Raw genomic sequence first — 21,701 nt, forward strand, 5'->3', positions numbered from 1 at the left:
CCAACTTGCCGGTTGTTGTTTCATAGTGTTTCGGTGGTCATAGCGTGAGGGAAACGCCCGGTTACATTCCGAACCCGGAAGCTAAGCCTCACAGCGCCGATGGTACTGCAGGGGGGACCCTGTGGGAGAGTAGGACGCCGCCGAACAATTATTGGGAAAGCCCCCGCACCTTGGTGCGGGGGCTTTCTGCATTCCCGGAGAAGTTGTACGCGGAGATACAAAGAAAGAGGGGGGTGCCCGAGCCGGGCACCCCCCTCTTTTGCGTTCCTAGAGCCGTCCTGCCGCCTTCAGCGCGAGGTAGGCGTCGGCGAGGGCCGGCGCGAGGTCCTCGGGGGCGGCGTCGACGACCGTGACACCGTGACGGCGGAGTTGTTCGGCGACGTGATGGCGTTCTTCGCGGGCCTGGGCGGCCGAGGCGGCGCCGTAGACGGCCTCCACGCTGCCGCGGCCCTCGGCCATCTCGGCGACGTGCGGGTCGGCCACGGAGGCGACCAGCAGCGTGTGCTGCTGCGTCAGGCGGCTCAGCAAGGGCAGGAGGCCCTCCTCCAGCGGTGCCCGGTCGAGAGCGGTCAGGAGGACGATCAGGGAGCGACGCGGTGCTGCGGCCACGGCCGTGGTGACGAGGCCTCGCGCGTCGGTCTCGACCAGTTCGGGCTCCAGGTTGGCCATGGCCGCGACCAGCGAGGCCAGCAGGTCGTCGGCGGTGTGCCCCTGGACGCGGGCCCGCACGCGGCGGTCGTAGGCGAGGAACCCGACCCGGTCGCCGGCCTTGGAGGCCAGGGCGGCCAGCAGCAGGGCGGCGTCCATGGAGGAGTCGAGCCGGGGAGCGTCGCCGACGCGCCCGGCCGAGGTGCGTCCGGTGTCGAGGACCAGGTGGACGTGACGGTCCCGTTCGGGACGCCAGGTGCGGACGGCCACGGACTGCTGGCGTGCGGTGGCCCGCCAGTCGATGGAACGCGTGTCGTCCCCGGGGACGTACTCGCGCAGGCTGTCGAACTCGGTGCCCTCGCCGCGGGTGAGGACGCTGGTGCGGCCGTCCAGTTCCCGCAGGCGGGCCAGCTTGGACGGCAGGTGCTTGCGGCTGTGGAACGGCGGCAGCACGCGCACCGACCACGGCACCCGGTGGCTGCCCTGACGGGCCCACAGACCCAGCGGGCCGTAGGAGCGGACGGTGACCCGGTCCGGGGTGCGGTCGCCGCGGCGGGTGGGGCGCAGCCGGGTGGTGAACCTGCGGCGCTCGCCCGGGGGTACGTCGAGGGCGTGCCGTGAGGGGTCCCCGCCCGGGGTGTCCGCTCCGCCCACACCCGCGGTGTGCGTGCCGGCCGGCCAACTGCTCGGCGGCCAGGCGTCCCTCAGCTGCCCCTTGAGGGGCCGGCGGGAGGGATTGGTGACGGTGAGGGTCACCTCGGCGGTGTCGCCGAGGCGGACGGAGGTGTCGCCGGAGCGGCTCAGGCGCAGACGCCGGACGGGGGCGGCCAGCGCGAAGTCGCAGGCGCAGGCCGCCGCCAGGGTGCCGTTCACGGCGAGGACGCCCGTCCAGCTGGGCTCCAGCAGGGCGACCGGGAGCGAGCCGATGGCCGCCAGGAGGGCGGCCCGTCCGGTGAGAGCCATCAGCGCGGCACCGGGACCTGGGCGAGGACGGCGGTGATGACGGAGTCCGCGGTGACGCCCTCCATCTCGGCCTCGGGGCGCAGCTTGACCCGGTGGCGCAGGGTGGGGAGGGCGAGGGCCTTCACGTCGTCGGGGATGACGTAGTCGCGGCCGGTGAGCCAGGCCCAGGCGCGGGCGGTGGACAGCAGGGCGGTGGCGCCACGTGGGGAGACACCCAGTGCCAGGGAGGGCGATTCGCGGGTGGCGCGGCAGATGTCGACGACGTACGCGGTGATGTCGGGGGAGACGGTGGTCTTCGCGACGGCGGTGCGGGCTGCCTCGATGTCGGCGGCGGAGGCCACCGGACGCAGACCCGCGGCGGAGAGGTCGCGGGGGTCGAAACCGGAGGCGTGGCGGGTGAGGACGCCGATCTCGTCGTCGCGGGAGGGCAGCGGCACGGTGAGCTTGAGCAGGAAGCGGTCCAGCTGGGCTTCCGGCAGCGGATAGGTGCCCTCGTACTCGACGGGGTTCTGGGTCGCGGCGACCAGGAACGGCTCGGGCAGCGGGCGGGGCGTTCCGTCGACGGTGACCTGGCGCTCCTCCATGGCCTCCAGGAGGGAGGACTGCGTCTTGGGAGGGGTGCGGTTGATTTCGTCGGCGAGCAGCAGGTTGGTGAAGACGGGGCCGGCCTGGAAGGAGAACTCGGCGTTGCGGGTGTCGTAGACCAGCGAGCCGGTGACGTCGGCGGGCATCAGGTCGGGGGTGAACTGGACGCGCTTGGTGTCCAGTCGCAGGGAGGCCGCGAGGGAGCGGACGAGGAGGGTCTTGGCGACGCCGGGGACGCCTTCCAGGAGGACGTGGCCGCGGCAGAGCAGGGCGACGACCAGGCCGGTGACGGCGGGGTCCTGGCCGACGACGGCCTTGCCGATCTCTGCCCGCAGGCTCTCCAGGGCGGCCCGCGGGTCGCCGGAGGGCGCGGTGGTGTAGGCGGTGGGCTGCCAGGAGCCGGGGGTGGTGTCGGCGGTCGGGTCCGTCATGGACGGCTCACCTCTCTTTCGAGGGCGTCGAGTCGGTCGGCGAGGGAGACGAGGGCCGCGTCGTCGCCGGGCGGCGGGCCGAAGAGGAGTTCCTGCAGGGCGGCGGCCCGCGCGGGGTCGCCGATGCGGGTGGCCACGGCGGGCAGCAGGGCGTCCGCGGAGTGGGCGCGTGCGGCGGGGACGCCGGTCAGCGGGGCCAGGCGCAGGCGGGTGGCGCCGCGCAGTGCCTCGGCGGCCCGGTCGCGGGCCCTGGCCGCGTGGTAGAGGCGGGCCCGGCCCTCGGTGGTCTCCGAGGCGCGCACGACCACGGGCAGCGGTTCGGTGACCAGCGGGCCGAAGCGCCGGCCGCGCCAGAAGGCGGCCACGGCTGCGGCGATCAGCAGCTGGAGGACGGCCCATTGCCAGGCGGCGGGCAGCAGGGAGGACACCTCGGCCATGCCGTCCTGGTCCTCGCCGGCCGGGCCCGCCTCGGCGACGTCGGCGAGGGAGGGGATGTACCAGACGAGGTCGGGCCGGGAGCCGAGGAGGCCGAGGGCCAGGGAGGCGTTGCCGTGCTCGGCGAGGCGTTCGTTGGTCAGGAAGGCCGGGGAACCGACGACCACCGTGTCGCCGCCGGTCTCCGTCGCGGTGTCGGACGGGAGGCGGACGAGGGTGGGCAGGCCGTCGCTGAGGTAGCAGGAGTCGGCGTCCCGCGCGGTGACGCGGTAGCGGATGCCGGTCGTCCCGGCGTCGCCGGCGCGTTCGGCGGCGGGCAGGGCGCAGGCGGGTTCGGCGGTGTCCTCGAAGGCCGGGGTGGTGTCGGAGGCGACGCCGGGGGCCAGCGCCCCGGTGGAGACGTCGGGGGCCAGGAGCACCAGGTTGCTTCCGGTCTCGCTGACGGCGTCCCGCAGGGACCTGGTCTGGTCCTTCGTGAGCAGGTCGGGGACGGCGACCAGCAGGGTGGTGTCCGGTCCCAGGGCGGAGGTGGCGGCGTCGAGGGTGGTGACGGTGCGGGTGTCGACACCGTGGTCGCCCAGCACCTCGGCGACGGCCTTCGCCCCGTAGGCGCTGGGGGAGCGGGGGTCGAGCGGGCCGTTGTTCGCCGAGCGGGCCGCGGCCATGACGATGCCGGCGACGACGAGGACGGCCAGGACGAGCAGGATGCCTCGGCCACGGGTCCACAGCTGGCGCGTGGTGGGCGAGGTGGAGGTGCCGCCCGCGGGAAGGTGCGCGGTGGTGGTCATCCGGCGGCTCCCGGGCTGGTCCAGCCGCCGCGGGAGGCGGTCGTGGCGTCGGCGAGCAAGGGGGTTGCCCTGCGCAGGTCGGCGTCGAGGGCGGCGGTGCGGCGGTAGGTGTTCTCGGAGGCGGTGCGCCCGCCGTAGGTGACGTCGTCGAAGTCGCGGGCGGCGGTGCGGAGCCGGTCCGCGTGGCCGGGGAGGACCCGGCCGGCCTCGGCGGCGGCCTCGTCGGCGGTGCGGCCGGGCCGGACGTCGAGCAGGGTGCGTTCCTCCAGGGAGCGGACCAGGGCGCGGGTGTGTTCCTGGACGGCGCGTGTCCAGTCGCCGCGGGCGGCCGCCTCCTCGGCGGCCGTGCGGTGTGCGGAGGCGCTGCGCGGGCCGTCGGCGAACAGTGTGTCCTGCGCGGTGGCCGCCGGCCGGCGGCCGGGCAGGCCGAGGCGCACGACGAGCAGGACCAGCAGCAGGACGACCGCCCCGAGGAGCAGCCAGAGGCCGGTGTGGCCTCCGGGCGCCAGGGAGGCGGCCCGGTCGAAGAGGTCGGAGACGGCTTCGCCGAGCCATCGCAGGGCCCGCTCGAACAGCCCGGGGTCGTCCTGGTGGTAGACGCCCTTGGACAGTTCGCGCTCGGCCTCCTCCCGCGCGGGGTCGCGCGGGAGGGTGACCGGAGGGCCGTCGTCGGACGTGGTGTGTGCGGTGGCCGCGAGAACCGCGGCCGTTCCCCCCGCCCAGCTCACCGCATCAGCTCCCCGTGCCGGGGGCGAGGCCGGTGACGCGGGCGAGCTCCAGGTCGAGCGCCTCGCGGCGGATGCGGCGGTCGATGTAGAGGAGCACGGTGACGCCGGCGGCGAAGGGCAGGGTGATCGTCTGGGCGATCACGCCGCCGATGCTGTTGAGGATGTAGTAGACCGCCCCGAACGAGTCGAGTCCGCCGCTGAAGTACGTGTCCGGCGAGAAGCCGTCGAGGATCATGCCCAGCACTTCGAACGGCACCTGGACCATGAAGGCGAGCATCCCGGCGATGATCGAGGCGAGCAGCTGGATGCCGAAGATGCGCCACCAGGAGCCCTTGACGAGCTTGGCGGAGCGGCTCATCGACCGGAACACGGGCTGCTTCTCGAGGATCAGCGCCGGCGAGGCGAGGGACCACTTGAAGTTGAGCCACGTCAGCAGCGGGAGGCAGGCGAGGGAGCCGAGCACCAGCAGCAGGATGCCGGCGGGTCGGGCGTCGGCGGCCAGCAGGAGGATGCCGGGCAGCAGGCAGCCCAGGACCACGGCGATGAGGATCACCGGGATCAGGAGGGTGAGCCCGACGAGGCGGAAGAACTGGGGCTTGGAGGTCCGCCACGCCTGGCCGACCGTCGCGGGCCGGCCGAGGACCGCCTGGCTGATCACCGGGGTGAGCAGGGCGGCGGCCGCCGTGGTGCCGAGGAGCATGACGACCATGGCGACCAGGTAGACGGCGCCCGTCGCGGCCATCAGGCCGGCGAAGTCCGAGCTGTCGACGGAGGTCGGGTCGGAGCTGAAGGTGTTCAGCTCGTCGAGCACGCTGAGGGTGCTGAGGAGCGACAGGCCCTGGGTGATCAGGGCGACGACGAAGGAGATGCCGAGGACGGGGCGCCAGTAGGTGCGCATGGTGGCGACCGCGCCGTCGAGGATCTCGCCGAGGCCGAGCGGTCGGAGCGGGACCACGCCGGGCTTGGGGGCGGGCGGGGGTCCCCACGCGGGCCCGGGCGGGCCGTGAGGGGCACCGCCGTAGGGAGCGCCGCCGGGCGGGGCGCCGCCGTAGGGTCCGCCGCCGTAGGGGGCTCCGTGCTGGGGCGCGCCCGGGTGGGCTCCGCCCTGCGGGGGAGCGTCCTGGTACGGGCCGCCCTGGTGCGGCACGCCGGGGCCCGGCTGCGGGGCGGCGGGCGGGGGCTGCTCCTTGGACCACTGGGGCCCCTGCTCGCCGCTGGGGCCGCCGGCCGGAGAGGATCCGGGCGAGGTCCAGCCCGGCGAGTCGTTCATGGTCGCTCCTTCAGGGTGCTGCCGCGATCGCGGCGCAGGTCAGGTCATCGTGCCATGTGCACGCCCGGGGGTGGACGGGGTGTGGACGATCGGGACGGGACCGGGACAGGACGGTGCGCGCGGCTGTGATCGCCTCACTGGCGCGGCCGTTTCGGGGAAGACTGACGGCATGGCTGATCACGGCGTGCGACCTGGCGGCAGCGGACGGACCGACGGCATACCCATGATCCCGGCGCTTCGCTGGGAGGAGCCCCCGGAGGGGCCGGTGGTGGTGCTCCTGGACCAGACACGGCTGCCGGCCGAGGAGTCGGAACTGACCTGTACGGACGCCGCCGCGCTCGTCGGGGCGATCCGTTCGCTGGCGGTGCGCGGGGCTCCGCTGCTGGGGATTGCGGGTGCCTACGGGGTGGCGCTGGCGGCGGCCCGCGGCTTCGACGTGGAGCAGGCGGCAGGTGCGCTGGCGGGCGCGCGGCCCACCGCGGCGAACCTGGAGGCCGGCGTGAGGCGGGCGAAGGCCGCGTACGACGCGGCGCTGGCCGCGGGCGGCGGCCCGGACGGCGCGGCGAAGGCGGCCCTGGAGGCGGCGCGCGCGCTGCACCGGGAGGACGCGCGGGCCTCCGAGCGGATGGCGGAGCTCGGGCTGACGCTGCTGGACGAACTGCGGCCGGGCGGCGGGCACCGCATCCTGACGCACTGCAACACGGGTGAGCTGGTGTCGGGCGGTGAGGGCACGGCCTTCGCCGTGGCGCTGGCCGCGCACCGGGTGGGGCGGCTGCGCCGGCTGTGGGTGGACGAGACGCGGCCGCTGCTGCAGGGCGCGCGGCTGACGGCGTGGGAGGCGGCGCGGCAGCGGATGGCGTACACGCTGCTCGCGGACAACGCGGCGGGCTCGCTGTTCGCGGCCGGGGAGGTGGACGCCGTGGTGGTGGGGGCGGACCGGATCGCGGCGGACGGCTCGGTCGCCAACAAGGTGGGGACGTATCCGCTGGCGGTGCTGGCGCGGTACCACCACGTGCCGTTCGTGGTGGTGGCGCCGTGGACCACGGTGGACGTGCACACGCCGGACGGGGCGTCGGTCGAGGTGGAGCAGCGTGCCGGGCGGGAGGTCACCGAAGTGGCGGGCGTGGTGGTCGCGCCGCTGGGGACGCAGGCCTACAACCCGGCGTTCGACGTGACGCCGCCGGAGCTGGTGACGGCGATCGTGACGGAGCGGGGCGTGCTGTCGCCGGTGACGGCGGAGGGGATTGCCGCGTTGCAGGGCGGCGCGTAAGGTCCGGCGGCGCGCAGCGCGTACGGTTCGTCGTACGAACGGCTTGTCCCGGACACCGACAGCGGTGACGGACACACGTGACCTCGCTCACCAAGCGTCCCGGTCACCGTTATCGGAATGGGATGATGTGGTTTATGAAGGGACGAGTCCTTGTCGTCGATGACGACACCGCACTGGCCGAGATGCTCGGGATCGTGCTGCGTGGAGAAGGCTTCGAGCTGGCCTTCGTGGCCGACGGCGACAAGGCGCTGGCCGCTTTCCGGGAGGCGAAGCCCGATCTGGTGCTGCTGGACCTGATGCTGCCCGGTCGGGACGGCATCGAGGTCTGCCGGCAGATCCGGGCGGAGTCCGGCGTGCCGATCGTGATGCTGACCGCGAAGAGCGACACCGTCGACGTGGTGGTGGGCCTGGAGTCCGGCGCCGACGACTACGTGGTGAAGCCGTTCAAGCCGAAGGAGCTGGTCGCCCGCATCCGGGCGCGGCTGCGGAGGTCGGAGGAGCCCGCTCCCGAGCAGCTGACCATCGGCGACCTGGTGATCGACGTGGCCGGGCACTCGGTGAAGCGGGACGGCCGGGCCATCGCGCTGACGCCGCTGGAGTTCGACCTGCTGGTCGCGCTCGCCCGCAAGCCGTGGCAGGTGTTCACCCGCGAGGTGCTCCTGGAGCAGGTGTGGGGCTACCGCCACGCCGCCGACACCCGCCTGGTCAACGTCCATGTGCAGCGTCTGCGCTCGAAGGTCGAGAAGGACCCGGAGCGCCCGGAGATCGTGGTGACCGTGCGTGGCGTCGGATACAAGGCGGGGCCGAGCTGACATGCCCGGGGCTCTGCTCGCGGGCGGGCTGCTGCAGGGCGGCGTCCAGGGCAGTCCCGTCCTGAGGCTGCTGCTGCGCTGGGTCCGCCGGCCGCTGCTGCCCGTCATACGTCTGTGGCGGCGCAACATCCAGCTCAAGGTGATCGTCACCACGCTGCTGATGTCCCTCGGCGTGGTGCTGCTGCTCGGTTTCGTGGTGATCGGGCAGGTCCGCAACGGCCTGCTGGACGCCAAGGTGAGCGCGGCGCAGAGTCAGGCCGCCGGCGGGTTCGCCGCGGCCAAGACGCGTGCCGACGAGGAGGCCGGCAAGGCGTCCGGAACCGGGGCGGCCGAGATGCCGGGTGAGGGCGAGGTGGCCGGATCGGGCCCGATCCCGTGGACCACCGACCTGCTCGAGTCCTTGTCCAGCGGCGGCCAGGGCGCGTACGACGTGGTGATCCTGCCGGTCGCCGACACGTTCGGCAGTCCCCGTTCCTCGGGCACCGTCGAGCCCGAGGCGTCCATACCCGAGGCCCTGAGCCAGCGCCTCGAGGACAGCTCGGCGGCCGCGCAGAGCTACACGCGGGTCGTCTACAAGGAGGCCAGGCCCTCCCAGCCGGCGCTGGTCATCGGCAAGCAGATCATCGACCCGGAGGGTGAGCCGTACCAGCTGTACTTCCTCTTCCCGCTCACCCAGGAGGAGAAGTCGCTGAGCCTGGTCAAGGGCACGCTGGCGACCGCCGGGGTGTTCCTGGTGGGTTTGCTCGGCGCCATCGCCTGGCTGGTGGTGCGCCAGGTGGTCACGCCGGTGCGGATGGCGGCCGGCGTCGCCGAGCGGCTGTCGGCCGGCCGGCTCCAGGAACGGATGAAGGTCACCGGCGAGGACGACATCGCCCGGCTCGGCGAGGCCTTCAACAAGATGGCGCAGAACCTGCAGCTGAAGATCCAGCAGCTCGAGGACCTGTCGCGGATGCAGCGCCGGTTCGTCTCCGACGTCTCGCACGAGCTGCGCACCCCGCTGACCACCGTGCGGATGGCGGCCGACGTCATCCATGAGGCCCGGGGGGACTTCGACCCGGTGACCGCGCGCTCCGCGGAGCTCCTGACGGACCAGCTGGACCGGTTCGAGTCGCTGCTCGCCGACCTGCTGGAGATCAGCCGGTTCGACGCGGGCGCGGCGGCCCTGGAGGCCGAGCCGACCGACCTGCGGGACGTGGTGCGGCGGGTGGTGGGCGGCGCCGAGCCGCTCGCCGAGCGCAAGGGCACCCGGATACGCGTGGTGGGCGACCGGCAGCCGGTCATCGCCGAGGTCGACGCCCGGCGTGTGGAGCGGGTGCTGCGCAACCTGGTCGTCAACGCGGTCGAGCACGGCGAGGGCAAGGACGTGGTCGTGCGGCTCGCCTCGGCGGGCGGCGCCGTTGCCGTCGCGGTCCGCGACTACGGCGTGGGTCTCAAGCCGGGCGAGGCGACCCGGGTGTTCAGCCGCTTCTGGCGGGCCGACCCGGCGCGGGCCCGCACCACCGGTGGCACCGGTCTGGGGCTGTCGATAGCCCTGGAGGACGCGCGGCTGCACGGTGGCTGGCTGCAGGCGTGGGGCGAGCCGGGCGGCGGCTCGCAGTTCCGTCTGACCCTGCCGCGTACCGCGGACGAGCCGCTGCGTGGTTCCCCGATACCGCTGGAGCCGCGTGACTCGCGGCAGTCCCGCCGTGCCCGTGAGGCGGCGCGGGCGCAGCAGCCGGTGGCCGTGGACGGGGTGACCTCGTCGTCGGCGCACGGCGGGGGCCGGGCCGCGGTGCCGGTGCAGCCCGTCGGTGACCGGCTGCCGCCGCGGGGGACGCCCGTGGCCCGGCGGCCCGGTCCGGCGGCGGACCCGGCGGCGTTGCCGGGCGACAGCGCGCGGGTGGTGTCCCGCCCGTCGGTGCCGGTGCAGCCCACCGCGGGCCGGTCGTCGTCCGCCGAAGGCAGGTCGTCGGTCACCGAGGGCCGGTCCTCGTCCGCCGTGACTGAGGACGGGGTGGACGGCCGGGCGGACCACAGGCAGGCGAAGGACCGGCAGGCCAAGGACACGCGGGGGAACGGCGGGCAGGGGAACGACGGCCCGTCGGCGGGCGCCAACGTGGCGCGCGGCACCGCGGCGGACGCCGTGGACGTCGCGGAAGCCGCAGAGGGCGCCGGGCACCGCTCCGCCGACCGCGGGGCGGACACGGCGGGCCCGGACCGGTGGGGATCACGGCCGGGAGCACCGGCGGAGCAGGAAGAGGCGACTCGTGGGGGCTGACACCTCTGGCACGGCCGAACGGGCCGAACGGGCCGGCAGGGTCGACGGAGGGGCCGGTGCGGCCCGCCGTCGGGGACCGGGGCGTGCGGCGGTCGCAGCGGCGTGCGGCGTCGTGCTGCTCGCCGGATGCGCCTCGATGCCCGACGGCGGTGACCTGCGGGACGTGCAGCTGAGCCAGCGGCAGGACGCGCAGGTGCGGGTCTTCGCCGTGCCGCCGCGTGAGGACGCCAGGCCCGACCAGATCGTGCGCGGATTCCTCGAGGCGCTCACCAGCGACGACCTCGGGTACGAGACCGCGCGCAAGTACCTGACCACCCGCTCCGCCCGCACCTGGCGTCCGGAGCTGTCGACGACCGTCCTCGCGAACGGTCCCGTGCCCGAGCCCAGCCGCTCCGACCGGTGGGAGAAGAACGCCGACGAGCTGACCTACACGCTCTCCGGCAGCCGGGTGGCCGCGGTGGACGCCCAGCAGGCCTACGCGCCGGCCGACGGCGAGTACCACGAGGTCGTCACCCTCCGCCGGGACGCCAGGTCCGGGCAGTGGCGCATCGACCGGCTGCCCCAGGGCATCGTGATGGGCCAGTCCGACTTCCACCGCAACTACTCCTCCGTCAGCCGCTACTACTTCCCCGCGTCGACCGCCGACGGGGGCGGCCGTCAGCACGCCGTCGCCGATCCGGTGCAGGTGCGCAAGGTGGACCCGCTGACCGGCATCGTGCGCGCGCTGCTCGCCGGACCCACCGGCTGGCTCTCGCCCGCGGTGCGCACCCGCTTCCCGTCCGGGACGGCGCTGAGTGACGGCGTCACCTCGCTCACCCCCGACGACGAGGGGAAGCTGACCGTCCCGCTGAACGCCGCCGCCCGGGCCGCGGACCACAACGCCTGCGAGATGATGGCCGCCCAGACGCTCCTCACCCTGCAGGGCTACTCGCCGACCGGGGTGAAGTCGGTCGAGCTGAAGTCCGGCGAGCGGCGTCTGTGCGGGATCGACGAGAAGCGGACCGAGCTCTACGCGCCGCGGGGTTCCGGCAACCCGCCGGAGTACCTGTACTTCGTGGACGGCGAGCACCGCCTGGTGCGGATCGACGCCGAGTACCAGGACGTGCCGGAGCCCGACGACGCGACCTCCGCGCAGTCCGAGGATGCGGAGGACCAGGACGCGAGCCAGGACACCGGCCAGGGCGCCGCGGGCCAGGACGCCGACCCGTCCGCCTCGCCGGGCGACACCGCGGCCGAGGACGCCGCGCGTGCCGAGGCAGCCGGGGTGGAGCCGGTGCCCGGCGTCTTCGGCACCGGCACGGTCCCGCTGCGGTCGGTGGCGGTGTCCCGGGACGAGCACACCGTGGCGGGTGTCCACCTGGACGGGAGCCGGCTGTACGTCGGACCCCTGGCCGCGGACGGCGAGAACCCCGGGGAGCCGGTGCTGAAGAGCACGGGCAGCTCGGAGAGCGACCGGCTGACCGCTCCCAGCTGGGACGCCCGCGGGGACCTGTGGATCGCCGACCGGGAGCCCGGCGACCCGCGGCTGTTGATGCTGCCCGGCGGTACCGGGAAGCCCGTGGAGGTCTCGGTCCCGGAGCTGGAGGGCCGGGTGGAGGCCGTGCGGGTGGCCGCCGACGGCGTGCGGATCGCGCTGGTCGTCGCCAAGGAGGAGAAGCGGTCGCTGTGGATCGGCCGTATCGACCGGCGGCACGGCAAGGACGGCACGAAGAACCGGCTGCTGGTGTCGGTGGTGGACCCGCGGGCCGTCGCGCCGCGCTTCGAGGACGTCGCCGCCATGTCCTGGGCGGGCCCCGACCGGCTGGTCGTCGCCGGGCGGGAGCAGGGCGGCGTCCAGCAGATGCGGTACGTCCGCGTCGACGGGTCGGCCGTCACCGGCGTGGCGCCGGCCGCGCTGTCGGGCGTGCGGGAGATCGCCGCGTCGGAGGACGAGGAATCGCCGCTGACGGCGTTCTCCGGGACCGACGGGCTGGTCCGGCTGCCGTCGGGGGCGCAGTGGAAACAGATCGTCAGGAAGGCCATGAGTCCGGTATATCCCGGCTGAGAGGCGGGCCTGGAGTTTTCCACAGGGGCGAGGGATGCGGGTGACGTTCGTCCGCGCCCCTCGCGGGTTTTCCACAGGCGTGCACGCCGATCCGTTCGCTGGCGCACAGTGGCCCCATGGACGACATGAGAAACGTGCGGGGACCGGCGGGCCTGACGGGCCCGGGGGACTGGTGGCGGGCGCTGGCCGAACTGGTGCTGCCCGGGGAGTGCGCGGGCTGCGGGGCGCCGCGGTCGACGCTGTGCGAGAGATGCCGGCGGGCGCTGGCGCGGGGCTCGCCCAGGCCGGTGCGCCCCCGGGGCGCGCCCGGCGGGCTGCCGCCGGTGTGGGCGGCCGTGCCGTACGCCGACGCGGTGCGGTCCGTCCTGCTGGCCCACAAGGAGCGCGGTGCGCTGCCGCTCGCCGCGCCGCTGGGCGAGGCGCTGGCCGTGGCGGTCCGTGCCGCCCTGCGCGAGGGGCGGGTCCCGCCCGACGGGCCGGACCCGCCCGACGGGCAGGCTGCGGGTGACGGGCCGGTGGTGCTGGTGCCCGTGCCGTCGGCGCGGCGGGCGGTGCGGGTGCGCGGGCACGACCCGGCGCGGCGGATCGCGCTCGCGGCGGCGGGGGTGCTGCGAAGGTCGGGGACGCCGGCGCGGACCGCGGCGGTGCTCCGTCAGCGGCGGGCCGTGGCCGACCAGGCGGGCCTGGACGCGGCCGGGCGGCTGGCCAACCTGGACGGTGCCCTGGAGCTCCGGCCCGGCGGCGAGGCGCTGCTTGCGGCGGCCGGGCGGCTGCTGGTGGTGGACGACGTGACGACCACCGGGGCCTCTGTCGCCGAGGCGGCGCGTGTTCTGCGGAGCACCGCGGAAAGGAAGGGAACGTGCGTTCCCTTTGCAGCGGCGGTCGTTGCGGCGTCACCACTTTTCTTCGACTGAAACCGGAACTGATGGAAATTCTCCGAATGCCTCCCCTTGGTTGAATCGCTCAACTGCACGGGCGGTGACCAGGGGATACGGCAGGGTTAATTTGCTTGAACGGAGGTATGTGGCGGTAACGGGTGACGACATCCGGCCGAGCGAGATATGTTCGGTAGTGAGGGAAAAGGCGCAGGCCATGCCCCTCCTGTCGCAATGCCGAGCCGCGGGGCCACTGCCCCGTCCCGGCCTCCCCGGGACGGATGACGCGCCCGTGGGGGAGGAGGAGGTGGAGTCACCGAGTCCGAGGTTCCGGAGAGAGTCCGGAACCTGGTGCTAATGGGAGATGATCCGCCGGTGAGGCGGGCGATCCGGGAACGGAGTTCTGCGTGGACATCGTCGTCAAGGGCCGCAAGACCGAGGTGCCCGAGCGGTTCCGTAAGCACGTGGCCGAGAAGCTGAACCTGGAGAAGATCCAGAAGCTCGACGGCAAGGTGATGAGCCTCGACGTCGAGGTGTCCAAGGAGCCCAACCCGCGGCAGGCCGACCGCAGTGACCGGGTCGAGATCACGCTCCGCTCCCGCGGTCCGGTGATCCGGGCGGAGGCCTCCGCCGCCGACCCGTACGCGGCGCTCGACCTGGCGGCGGAGAAGCTGGGCGCCCGGCTGCGCAAGCAGCACGACAAGCGCTACAACCGGCGCGGCGCCGGCCGCGTCCCCGCGGCCGAGGTGGCCGCCCACGTGCCCGACGCGGCGACCCTCGACGCCACGGGTGCGGTGGTGCCCTCCGTCGAAGAGCCCGAGCCCGTGCCCACCAAGCGCATCGGCTCCCTCGAGATCCAGGGCGACGGGCCGCTGGTGGTGCGCGAGAAGAACCACGTGGCCGCTCCGATGAGCCTCGACCAGGCGCTCTACGAGATGGAGCTGGTCGGCCACGACTTCTACCTCTTCGTCGACTCCGAGACCAAGGAGCCCAGCGTCGTCTACCGGCGGCACGCCTACGACTACGGCGTGATCCACCTCCGCACCGATCCGATGGTGGCGGGCGGCGAGCCCTCCCCCGACGCAGGCGGGACGCTCGGCGGCTGAAGCCGCCCGGTGATGCCCGAGGTGCCCCTGGAGGGCGCGCGCGACGCGCCCCTCAGGGGCACCTGTGTGCGCCCCCGCGCCACGTGCGCGGTGACGTCATCGACCCGCCGCCGGTCCGGGCATGGAATCATGGCGGCACGGCCCAACGGGCTGTTCACCGCCGCATGTTGACCGGGCGGCGGCTTGGACAGGCCTCAGCTCCATGGGGGAGGAACGATGGCGGACACCTTCGGACCGATGCGGAACGGGGGCGCCGGCGACAGCATGCCCGGCACCGAACCGGCCGCGGACGGAGGGCGCGAGGAGCCCATCCGGGTCCTGGTGGTGGACGATCACGCGCTCTTCCGGCGTGGCCTGGAGATCGTGCTGGCGGCGGAGGAGGACATCCAGGTCGTCGGTGAGGCCGGAGACGGAGCGGAGGCCGTCGACAAGGCGGCCGACCTGCTGCCCGACATCATCCTGATGGACGTCCGGATGCCGCGCCGCGGCGGAATCGAGGCCTGCACCTCCATCAAGGAGGTCGCCCCGAGCGCCAAGATCATCATGCTGACGATAAGCGACGAGGAGGCCGACCTCTACGACGCGATCAAGGCCGGCGCCACGGGCTACCTGCTCAAGGAGATCTCCACCGACGAGGTGGCCACCGCCATCCGCGCGGTCGCCGACGGCCAGTCGCAGATCAGCCCCTCGATGGCGTCGAAGCTGCTCACCGAGTTCAAGTCGATGATCCAGCGCACCGACGAGCGGCGGCTGGTCCCGGCGCCCCGGCTCACCGACCGGGAACTCGAGGTGCTCAAGCTGGTCGCCACCGGGATGAACAACCGGGACATCGCCAAGGAGCTGTTCATCTCCGAGAACACCGTGAAGAACCACGTGCGCAACATCCTGGAGAAGCTGCAGCTGCACTCCCGGATGGAGGCCGTGGTCTACGCGATGCGGGAGAAGATCCTCGAGATCCGCTGACGGCGGGGCCCGCCCAGCCGGGCCCGCCGCGCGGCCCTTCCGTCCCGCCGAGGCCGGCGTCCCGCCAAGGCCGGCGTCCCGTCGCGCCCCGCGGGCCCGCCGCCGTGGGTTCGCCGGCCGCTGGTCAGGCCGTGAGCGCCGCGAGCTCGGCGACCAGGGCCTCGCGCAGCTCCGGCGGGTCCATCCGCTCCACCCGCACGTCGGTGCAGTCCACCCAGCTCGCCGCCTCGAGCAGGGCGCGGGCGACGTCCCGCACCGCTCGGGGACCCTCCAGGGAGACCTGCCGGGCCACCAGGGTGCGGCCGGAGCGCGCCGGGTCGACCCTGCCGACCAGGCGCCCGCCCGCCAGCACCGGCATGGCGAAGTAGCCGTACACCCGGCGGGCCTTGGGGGTGTACGCCTCCAGCCGGTGGGTGAAGCCGAAGATCCGCTCGGTGCGGGCGCGTTCCCAGATCAGGGAGTCGAAGGGCGAGAGCAGCGTGGTGCGGTGGCGGCCGCGCGGCGGCGTCTCCAGGGCCTGCGGGTCCGCCCACGCCGGGCGGCCCCAGCCCTCGACGGTGACCGGGACCAGACCCGAGTCGCCGACCACCGCGTCGAACTGGTCGGCGCGCAGCCGGTGGTAGTCCGCGATGTCCGAGCGGGTGCCGACGCCCAGCGCCCGCCCTGCCTGCGCCACCAGGCGGCGCACGCACTCGGTGTCGTCCAGCTCGTCGTGCAGCAGCGCCTCGGGCACGGCGCGTTCGGCGAGGTCGTAGACGCGCTTCCAGCCGCGGCGCTCGACGCAGACCACCTCGCCGTACATCAGGGCGCGTTCCACGGCCACCTTGGAGGCGGACCAGTCCCACCACTCGCTGGTGCGCTTGGCGCCGCCGAGCTCCGTGGCGGTCAGCGGGCCCTCCGACCGCAGCTGCTCGATCACCTGGGCGTAGGCGCCCTCGGGGAGTTCGTGGCCCCACATGGGGCGGGCCCGGTAGGCGCGGCGGCGGAACGCGAAGTGCGGCCACTCCTCGACGGGCAGCACGCAGGCGGCGTGCGACCAGTACTCGAAGGAGTGCGGGCGGCCGTCGCCGTCGCGGCCCCAGTACGCCGACTCCACGGTCCCGCGGCCCACCGCGCCGAGGCGTGCGTAGGGGACGAGTTCGTGGGAGCGGGCGAGCACGGAGATGGTGTCGAGCTGGACCGCGCCGAGGTGCCGGAGTATGCCGCGCACGCCCCCTCGACGGTCGGGGGCGCCCAGCAGGCCCTGGGCGCGCAGGGCGATACGCCGGGCCTCGTCGGCGGAGAGCTCGGCGACGGGACGAGGACGAGAACTCGCTGACAAGAGGGCCATGACGGCACCTTAGAGGGCGGCGCCGACAGCCGGGGTCCGCTCGTCGAGGTCTGTGGGGAGCAGGGAGGCGATCCAGGCGTCGTGGCGGACGCCGCCGCTGAGGACGGCCTGGCGCAGCACACCCTCGTGGACGAAGCCGCACCGGTCGGCGACGGCGCGGGAGGCATCGTTGCCGACCCCCGCGCGCCATTCGACGCGGGCCGCGCCGAGGGCGTCGAAGGCCCAGCGGCACAGGGCGAGGGCGGCCTCGGTGACGTGACCGCGGCCGCGGTGCTCCTTCACCGCCCAGAAGCCGAGCTCGAAGGTGTCCTGGCCGCGCGTCTTCAGGCCGAGGCAGGCGGCGAGGTCGCCCGCGCCGCCCCGTCGGCCGGGGTCGGCGAGGAAGGCGCCGAAGACGTACTCGGTGTCCGAGGCCCAGGCGGCCGGCGCGGCCTTCCCGGCGAAGGCACGGGCGTGCTCGGCCAGGTAGGGCGAGGGGACGCCGGTCCAGCGCCGGATCTCCGGGTCCTGGCAGGCCGCGAGGACGGCGCCGGCGTCACCCGGGCCGAGGGGACGCAGGAGCAGGCGTGCGGTGCTGAGGGTGACCGGTTCCATCGACCGATTGTGCGGGCCGCGGGACGGCGGGGGCCACAGCATTTTCGCCCACAGTGATATCGGGGCCCGCGGGACGCCGTTTTCCGGCAATTCGGTCGTCCCGCGCGGCACTATCGGCCGCTCCCGCACGTTGTGTCCTGGTGGAAGCAGCTCGCGGCTGCCGTTCGTCGCGCGGCCCTCCGTTCCACCGGGGCGAAGCCAGACCTCCCGGCGTGGCGGGGTCCTCGCATACGATGGCCGTTGCTCAGCAGTACCAGCAAGCGACCGTCCCAGGCCCGACCGGCAAGGAGACCAGCCCCCGTGTCCGTCCTCTCGAAGATCATGCGTGCAGGCGAAGGCAAGATCCTGCGCAAACTGCACCGCATTGCGGACCAGGTCAACTCCATCGAAGAGGACTTCGTCAACCTCTCCGACGCCGAGCTGCGGGCCCTCACCGACGAGTACCGGCAGCGGTACCAGGACGGTGAGAGCCTGGACGACCTGCTCCCCGAGGCGTTCGCCACCGTGCGCGAGGCCGCCAAGCGCGTCCTCGGCCAGCGGCACTACGACGTGCAGCTCATGGGCGGCGCCGCCCTCCACCTCGGCTACGTCGCCGAGATGAAGACCGGTGAGGGCAAGACCCTCGTCGGTACCCTGCCCGCCTACCTCAACGCGATCTCCGGCAAGGGCGTCCACCTGATCACGGTGAACGACTACCTGGCCGAGCGCGACTCCGAGATGATGGGCCGGGTCCACAAGTTCCTCGGCCTCGAGGTGGGCTGCATCCTGGCGAACATGACGCCGGCCCAGCGCCGCGCGCAGTACGCCTGCGACATCACCTACGGCACGAACAACGAGTTCGGCTTCGACTACCTGCGCGACAACATGGCGTGGTCGAAGGACGAGCTGGTCCAGCGCGGCCACAACTTCGCGATCGTCGACGAGGTCGACTCGATCCTCGTGGACGAGGCCCGTACCCCGCTGATCATCTCGGGTCCGGCGGACCAGGCCACCAAGTGGTACGCCGACTTCGCCAAGCTGGTCACCCGCCTGAAGAAGGGTGAGGCCGGCAACCCGCTCAAGGGCCTGTCGGAGACCGGCGACTACGACGTCGACGAGAAGAAGCGCACGGTCGCCATCCACGAGTCCGGCGTCGCCAAGGTCGAGGACTGGCTGGGCATCGACAACCTCTACGAGTCGGTGAACACCCCGCTGGTCGGCTACCTGAACAACGCCATCAAGGCCAAGGAACTCTTCAAGAAGGACAAGGACTACGTCGTCATCGACGGCGAAGTCATGATCGTCGACGAGCACACCGGCCGTATCCTCGCCGGCCGCCGCTACAACGAGGGCATGCACCAGGCGATCGAGGCGAAGGAGGGGGTGCCGATCAAGGACGAGAACCAGACCCTCGCCACGATCACCCTCCAGAACTTCTTCCGCCTCTACAGCAAGCTCTCCGGCATGACCGGTACGGCGATGACCGAGGCCGCCGAGTTCCACCAGATCTACAAGCTCGGCGTGGTGCCGATCCCGACCAACCGGCCGATGATCCGCAAGGACCAGTCGGACCTCATCTACCGCACCGAGGTCGCCAAGTTCGACGCGGTGGTCGACGACATCGCGGAGAAGCACGCCAAGGGCCAGCCGATCCTGGTCGGCACCACCTCGGTCGAGAAGTCCGAGTACCTGTCGCAGCAGCTGTCCAAGCGCGGCGTGCAGCACGAGGTCCTCAACGCCAAGCACCACGAGCGTGAGGCCGTGATCGTCGCCCAGGCCGGCCGCAAGGGCGCCGTCACCGTCGCCACCAACATGGCCGGCCGTGGTACCGACATCAAGCTCGGCGGCAACCCCGAGGACCTCGCCGAGGCCGAGCTGCGGCAGGCGGGCCTCGACCCCGAGGAGCACATCGAGGAGTGGGCCGCCGCCCTCCCGGCCGCCATGGAGCGCGCCGAGGCCGCGGTCAAGGCGGAGAAGGAGGAGGTGGAGCGCCTCGGCGGCCTCTACGTCCTCGGTACCGAGCGGCACGAGTCGCGCCGTATCGACAACCAGCTCCGCGGCCGCTCCGGCCGTCAGGGAGACCCGGGCGAGTCCCGCTTCTACCTGTCGCTGGGCGACGACCTGATGCGCCTGTTCAAGGCGCAGATGGTCGAGCGCGTGATGTCCATGGCGAACGTGCCGGACGACGTGCCGATCGAGAACAAGATGGTCACCCGTGCCATCGCCTCCGCGCAGTCGCAGGTCGAGCAGCAGAACTTCGAGGCGCGCAAGAACGTCCTGAAGTACGACGAGGTGCTCAACCGCCAGCGTGAGGTCATCTACAGCGAGCGGCGCCGGGTGCTGGAGGGCGAGGACCTGCAGGAGCAGATCCAGCACTTCATGAACGACACCATCGACGCGTACGTCTCCGCGGAGACCGCCGAGGGTTTCCCCGAGGACTGGGACCTGGACCGTCTGTGGGGCGCGTTCCGCCAGCTGTACCCGGTGAAGGTCACCGTGGAGGAGCTGGAGGAGGCGGCCGGCGAGCGTGCGGGTCTGACCGCCGACTTCATCTCCGAGTCCATCAAGGACGACATCCATGAGCAGTACGAGGCCCGCGAGGCGCAGCTGGGCTCCGAGATCATGCGTGAGCTCGAGCGCCGGGTCGTGCTGTCGGTGCTGGACCGCAAGTGGCGTGAGCACCTGTACGAGATGGACTACCTGCAGGAGGGCATCGGCCTGCGGGCGATGGCGCAGAAGGACCCGCTGGTCGAGTACCAGCGCGAGGGCTTCGACATGTTCACCGCCATGATGGAGGGCATCAAGGAGGAGTCCGTCGGTTACCTGTTCAACCTGGAGGTCCAGGTCGAGCAGCAGGTCGAGGAGGTCCCGGTCTCCGACGAGGCGCCGTCGCTGTCCAAGCAGGACGCCGTGCCGGCGGGCGCCCGCCCGGAGATCCGTGCCAAGGGCCTCGAAGCGCCGCAGCGGCCGGACCGGCTGCACTTCTCGGCGCCGACGGTCGACGGCGAGGGCGGGGTCGTCGAGGGCGACTTCACCAGCGACGGCGAGCCGGTGCGGTCCGAGGCGGACGGCCTGACGCGTGCCGAGCGCCGCAAGCAGCAGAAGGCCGCGGGGCGTCGCCGCAAGAAGTGACACCGCCGCACGGCGGGTGACCGCCGGACGGTGCGAGCGAGGGGCCGGGTGCGCACAGCACCCGGCCCCTCGTGGTGTGTCCGGCGTCGGAGCCCCGGCGGGGACAGGAACGCGCGCTTCGGCCCGGCTCCGGTCAGGGAGGCGTCGCGCTCGGGACGGGGCCGCGCAGGGAGGCGCACTTGGCCCCGGCCCGGTCAGGGAGGCGCGCCTGGGCCCTGGTCCGGTCAGGGCTGTGCGAGGCGGTCGGCCAGGTGTTCCGCCAGGGAGACCGCCTCGGTGAGGGAGTCCACGACCGGTACGCCGGCCTCCTCCAGGCTGGCCCGGCTGTGGGAGCCGCCGGTGTACAGCACCGCGCTCGCCCCCGCACTGCGGGCGGCCAGCGCGTCGTCGAGGGCGTCCCCGATGACGACGGTGGTGTCGGGGCGCACGCCGTGGGCGTCGAGGGCGGCGAGGTGGCGGACCATGTGCTCGGCCTTGGTGCCGCCGGAGGGGCCGTCGCGGCCGTCGACGCGCAGGAAGTGCGGCTCGATGCCGAAGTCGCGGACCAGCGGCACGAGTTCGTCGTGGCCGTGCATGCTGAGGATCGACTGGCTGCGGCCGGCCGCGTGCCAGCCGTGGAGCAGTTCGCGGACGCCCTCGGCGAGGTCGCAGGCGGTGACGTGGGTCTTGTAGTGGTGGTGGAACAGCCCGTCCATCACCTCCCACTCGCGCTGGGTGGGCATGCGGCCCATCAGCCGCTCGTAGAAGCGGGGCACCGGGACGCGGTAGAGCGTGCGGTACTGCTCCAGCGTGATGGGCGCCAGGCCGACCTCGGTGAAGGCGGCGTTGGTGGCCGCGATCGTCGCGTCCAGGTCGTGGAAGAGGGTGCCGTTCCAGTCCCAGACGATGTGCGGGCGGGGCCCGGTGGAGCCGTCGCCGGTGCCGGGGGCCGTCGTGGAGCGGGGTGGGGGTATGGCGGTCACGCGCGTTCGTCCTCCGTGCCCGCGCCGTCGATCAGGGCGGGGATCTCCTGCGTGGCGAACCACAGCAGGTCGTGCTCGTCGGCCAGGTCCACGGTGTTCTGCGCGTCGACGTCGTCCTTGTCGGCGGCGTCCAGCGCGGCCGCGGCGGCGGTGACGTCCCGCTCGGCGCTCTGCGCGTCGACGTGCACGGAGGCGGCCTTGGCCACCCGCAGGGGGCCCGGGACGAGGGCCTCGCCCATCTCCTCGGCGGCCAGGTCCACGGCGCGGTCGGCCACGTCCACCGCGACGACGACGCGGCGGCGGGGCGCGGCCGGGTCGGCGGCCAGCAGACGCAGCGAGGCGTGGGCGGCGAGGCCCAGGGCGGCGTACTCCAGCTCCTCGGAGTCCTCGGACTCGTACCAGTCGCTCAGCGCGGGGGTGGCCGCGTAGACGGTGACGCGCTCCCCGCCCAGCTCGCCCGTCCGGTACGCCTCGGCGAGCCCGGGGAGGGTCAGGGGTACGTAGACGCGCATGCGGGCCGCCGCTTTCG

Annotated in this window: 17 protein-coding genes and 1 rRNA gene; 9 read left to right on the forward strand and 9 right to left on the reverse strand. The window is 73.3% G+C overall.

Annotation, left to right across the window (positions count from 1 at the left end; all coding sequences use genetic code 11):
• Positions 1 to 29: 29 nt before the first annotated feature.
• A 5S ribosomal RNA gene (rrf, locus tag Sfr03f_RS18445) occupies positions 30 to 146 on the forward strand.
• Between the two features lie 121 nt (positions 147 to 267).
• Here the strand turns inward: rrf and Sfr03f_RS18450 are convergent.
• Genes Sfr03f_RS18450 through Sfr03f_RS18470 form a run of 5 tightly spaced genes read right to left on the reverse strand, consistent with a single transcriptional unit; the run spans position 268 to position 5,848 of the window.
• Positions 268 to 1,611, reverse strand: coding sequence for a DUF58 domain-containing protein (locus Sfr03f_RS18450; protein ID WP_108955078.1), 1,344 nt, complete (start codon positions 1,609 to 1,611; stop codon positions 268 to 270).
• Positions 1,611 to 2,627, reverse strand: a complete 1,017-nt coding sequence (locus tag Sfr03f_RS18455; protein ID WP_245967635.1) for an AAA family ATPase — start codon at positions 2,625 to 2,627, stop codon at positions 1,611 to 1,613. Before Sfr03f_RS18455 ends, Sfr03f_RS18450 begins: the two co-directional genes overlap by 1 nt.
• Positions 2,624 to 3,850 carry a DUF4350 domain-containing protein gene (locus tag Sfr03f_RS18460; RefSeq protein WP_108955079.1) on the reverse strand — a complete coding sequence of 409 codons (1,227 nt, stop codon included), beginning with the start codon at positions 3,848 to 3,850 and terminating at the stop codon, positions 2,624 to 2,626. Before Sfr03f_RS18460 ends, Sfr03f_RS18455 begins: the two co-directional genes overlap by 4 nt.
• On the reverse strand, positions 3,847 to 4,578 hold the full coding sequence (locus Sfr03f_RS18465; RefSeq protein ID WP_108955080.1) for a DUF4129 domain-containing protein: 732 nt from the start codon (positions 4,576 to 4,578) through the stop codon (positions 3,847 to 3,849). Before Sfr03f_RS18465 ends, Sfr03f_RS18460 begins: the two co-directional genes overlap by 4 nt.
• Before the next feature lie 4 nt (positions 4,579 to 4,582).
• Entirely contained in the window at positions 4,583 to 5,848 is a 1,266-nt protein-coding gene (locus Sfr03f_RS18470; RefSeq protein WP_108955081.1) for a glycerophosphoryl diester phosphodiesterase membrane domain-containing protein, read from the reverse strand.
• A gap of 169 nt (positions 5,849 to 6,017) precedes the next feature.
• Between Sfr03f_RS18470 and mtnA the strand changes: the two genes are divergently transcribed.
• The 7 genes from mtnA to Sfr03f_RS18505 all read left to right on the forward strand — a co-directional run bounded on the left by mtnA (position 6,018) and on the right by Sfr03f_RS18505 (position 15,175).
• Positions 6,018 to 7,118, forward strand: a complete 1,101-nt coding sequence (mtnA, locus tag Sfr03f_RS18475; protein ID WP_245967636.1) for an S-methyl-5-thioribose-1-phosphate isomerase — start codon at positions 6,018 to 6,020, stop codon at positions 7,116 to 7,118.
• 122 nt (positions 7,119 to 7,240) lie between these two features.
• The gene (mtrA, locus tag Sfr03f_RS18480; protein ID WP_281262843.1) at positions 7,241 to 7,930 is read left to right on the forward strand and encodes a two-component system response regulator MtrA; all 690 of its coding nucleotides are present in this window, start codon (positions 7,241 to 7,243) and stop codon (positions 7,928 to 7,930) included.
• A 1-nt stretch (position 7,931) separates the two neighbouring features.
• Positions 7,932 to 10,187 (forward strand): MtrAB system histidine kinase MtrB, encoded by a 2,256-nt coding sequence (mtrB, locus tag Sfr03f_RS18485; RefSeq protein ID WP_108955084.1) that lies wholly within the window; start codon positions 7,932 to 7,934, stop codon positions 10,185 to 10,187.
• 136 nt (positions 10,188 to 10,323) lie between these two features.
• On the forward strand, positions 10,324 to 12,231 hold the full coding sequence (locus tag Sfr03f_RS18490) for an LpqB family beta-propeller domain-containing protein (RefSeq protein ID WP_245967637.1): 1,908 nt from the start codon (positions 10,324 to 10,326) through the stop codon (positions 12,229 to 12,231).
• Positions 12,232 to 12,347: 116 nt separating this feature from the next.
• The gene (locus tag Sfr03f_RS18495; RefSeq protein WP_176586661.1) at positions 12,348 to 13,145 is read left to right on the forward strand and encodes a ComF family protein; all 798 of its coding nucleotides are present in this window, start codon (positions 12,348 to 12,350) and stop codon (positions 13,143 to 13,145) included.
• Between the two features lie 368 nt (positions 13,146 to 13,513).
• Positions 13,514 to 14,212, forward strand: a complete 699-nt coding sequence (gene hpf / locus Sfr03f_RS18500; protein ID WP_108955085.1) for a ribosome hibernation-promoting factor, HPF/YfiA family — start codon at positions 13,514 to 13,516, stop codon at positions 14,210 to 14,212.
• 216 nt (positions 14,213 to 14,428) lie between these two features.
• Positions 14,429 to 15,175 carry a response regulator gene (locus tag Sfr03f_RS18505; protein WP_108955086.1) on the forward strand — a complete coding sequence of 249 codons (747 nt, stop codon included), beginning with the start codon at positions 14,429 to 14,431 and terminating at the stop codon, positions 15,173 to 15,175.
• Positions 15,176 to 15,299: 124 nt separating this feature from the next.
• Here Sfr03f_RS18505 and Sfr03f_RS18510 read toward each other — a convergent pair whose 3' ends face one another.
• On the reverse strand, positions 15,300 to 16,505 hold the full coding sequence (locus Sfr03f_RS18510) for a winged helix-turn-helix domain-containing protein (RefSeq protein ID WP_108955087.1): 1,206 nt from the start codon (positions 16,503 to 16,505) through the stop codon (positions 15,300 to 15,302).
• Between the two features lie 9 nt (positions 16,506 to 16,514).
• A complete protein-coding gene (locus tag Sfr03f_RS18515) occupies positions 16,515 to 17,099 on the reverse strand; it encodes a GNAT family N-acetyltransferase (protein ID WP_108955088.1) in 585 nt (194 codons plus the stop codon).
• A 300-nt stretch (positions 17,100 to 17,399) separates the two neighbouring features.
• Here Sfr03f_RS18515 and secA point away from each other — a divergent pair, with 300 nt between their 5' ends.
• A complete protein-coding gene (gene secA / locus Sfr03f_RS18520; RefSeq protein ID WP_108955089.1) occupies positions 17,400 to 20,210 on the forward strand; it encodes a preprotein translocase subunit SecA in 2,811 nt (936 codons plus the stop codon).
• 224 nt (positions 20,211 to 20,434) lie between these two features.
• Here the strand turns inward: secA and Sfr03f_RS18525 are convergent, their stop codons facing one another.
• Together Sfr03f_RS18525 and Sfr03f_RS18530 are read right to left on the reverse strand one after the other, a co-directional pair.
• Complete coding sequence (locus Sfr03f_RS18525) at positions 20,435 to 21,097, reverse strand: HAD family hydrolase (protein ID WP_245967664.1); 663 nt, start codon at positions 21,095 to 21,097, stop codon at positions 20,435 to 20,437.
• Between the two features lie 71 nt (positions 21,098 to 21,168).
• Positions 21,169 to 21,684, reverse strand: coding sequence for a DUF6912 family protein (locus tag Sfr03f_RS18530; RefSeq protein WP_108955090.1), 516 nt, complete (start codon positions 21,682 to 21,684; stop codon positions 21,169 to 21,171).
• Positions 21,685 to 21,701: the final 17 nt, after the last annotated feature.

Origin of the sequence: Streptomyces fragilis (assembly GCF_003112515.1) — a bacterium.
Taxonomy (GTDB): Bacteria; Actinomycetota; Actinomycetes; order Streptomycetales; family Streptomycetaceae; genus Streptomyces; species Streptomyces fragilis.

Bases quoted from the DNA above. Each gene is read 5' to 3' on its own strand.
- Sfr03f_RS18450 (WP_108955078.1), bottom strand. From the start codon at position 1,611: ATGGCTCTCACCGGACGGGCCGCCCTCCTGGCGGCCATCGGCTCGCTC.
- Sfr03f_RS18455 (WP_245967635.1), bottom strand. From the start codon at position 2,627: ATGACGGACCCGACCGCCGACACCACCCCCGGCTCCTGGCAGCCCACC.
- Sfr03f_RS18460 (WP_108955079.1), bottom strand. From the start codon at position 3,850: ATGACCACCACCGCGCACCTTCCCGCGGGCGGCACCTCCACCTCGCCC.
- Sfr03f_RS18470 (WP_108955081.1), bottom strand. From the start codon at position 5,848: ATGAACGACTCGCCGGGCTGGACCTCGCCCGGATCCTCTCCGGCCGGC.
- mtnA (WP_245967636.1), top strand. From the start codon at position 6,018: ATGGCTGATCACGGCGTGCGACCTGGCGGCAGCGGACGGACCGACGGC.
- mtrA (WP_281262843.1), top strand. From the start codon at position 7,241: ATGATGTGGTTTATGAAGGGACGAGTCCTTGTCGTCGATGACGACACC.
- mtrB (WP_108955084.1), top strand. From the start codon at position 7,932: ATGCCCGGGGCTCTGCTCGCGGGCGGGCTGCTGCAGGGCGGCGTCCAG.
- Sfr03f_RS18490 (WP_245967637.1), top strand. From the start codon at position 10,324: ATGCCCGACGGCGGTGACCTGCGGGACGTGCAGCTGAGCCAGCGGCAG.
- Sfr03f_RS18495 (WP_176586661.1), top strand. From the start codon at position 12,348: ATGGACGACATGAGAAACGTGCGGGGACCGGCGGGCCTGACGGGCCCG.
- Sfr03f_RS18505 (WP_108955086.1), top strand. From the start codon at position 14,429: ATGGCGGACACCTTCGGACCGATGCGGAACGGGGGCGCCGGCGACAGC.
- Sfr03f_RS18510 (WP_108955087.1), bottom strand. From the start codon at position 16,505: ATGGCCCTCTTGTCAGCGAGTTCTCGTCCTCGTCCCGTCGCCGAGCTC.
- Sfr03f_RS18515 (WP_108955088.1), bottom strand. From the start codon at position 17,099: ATGGAACCGGTCACCCTCAGCACCGCACGCCTGCTCCTGCGTCCCCTC.
- Sfr03f_RS18530 (WP_108955090.1), bottom strand. From the start codon at position 21,684: ATGCGCGTCTACGTACCCCTGACCCTCCCCGGGCTCGCCGAGGCGTAC.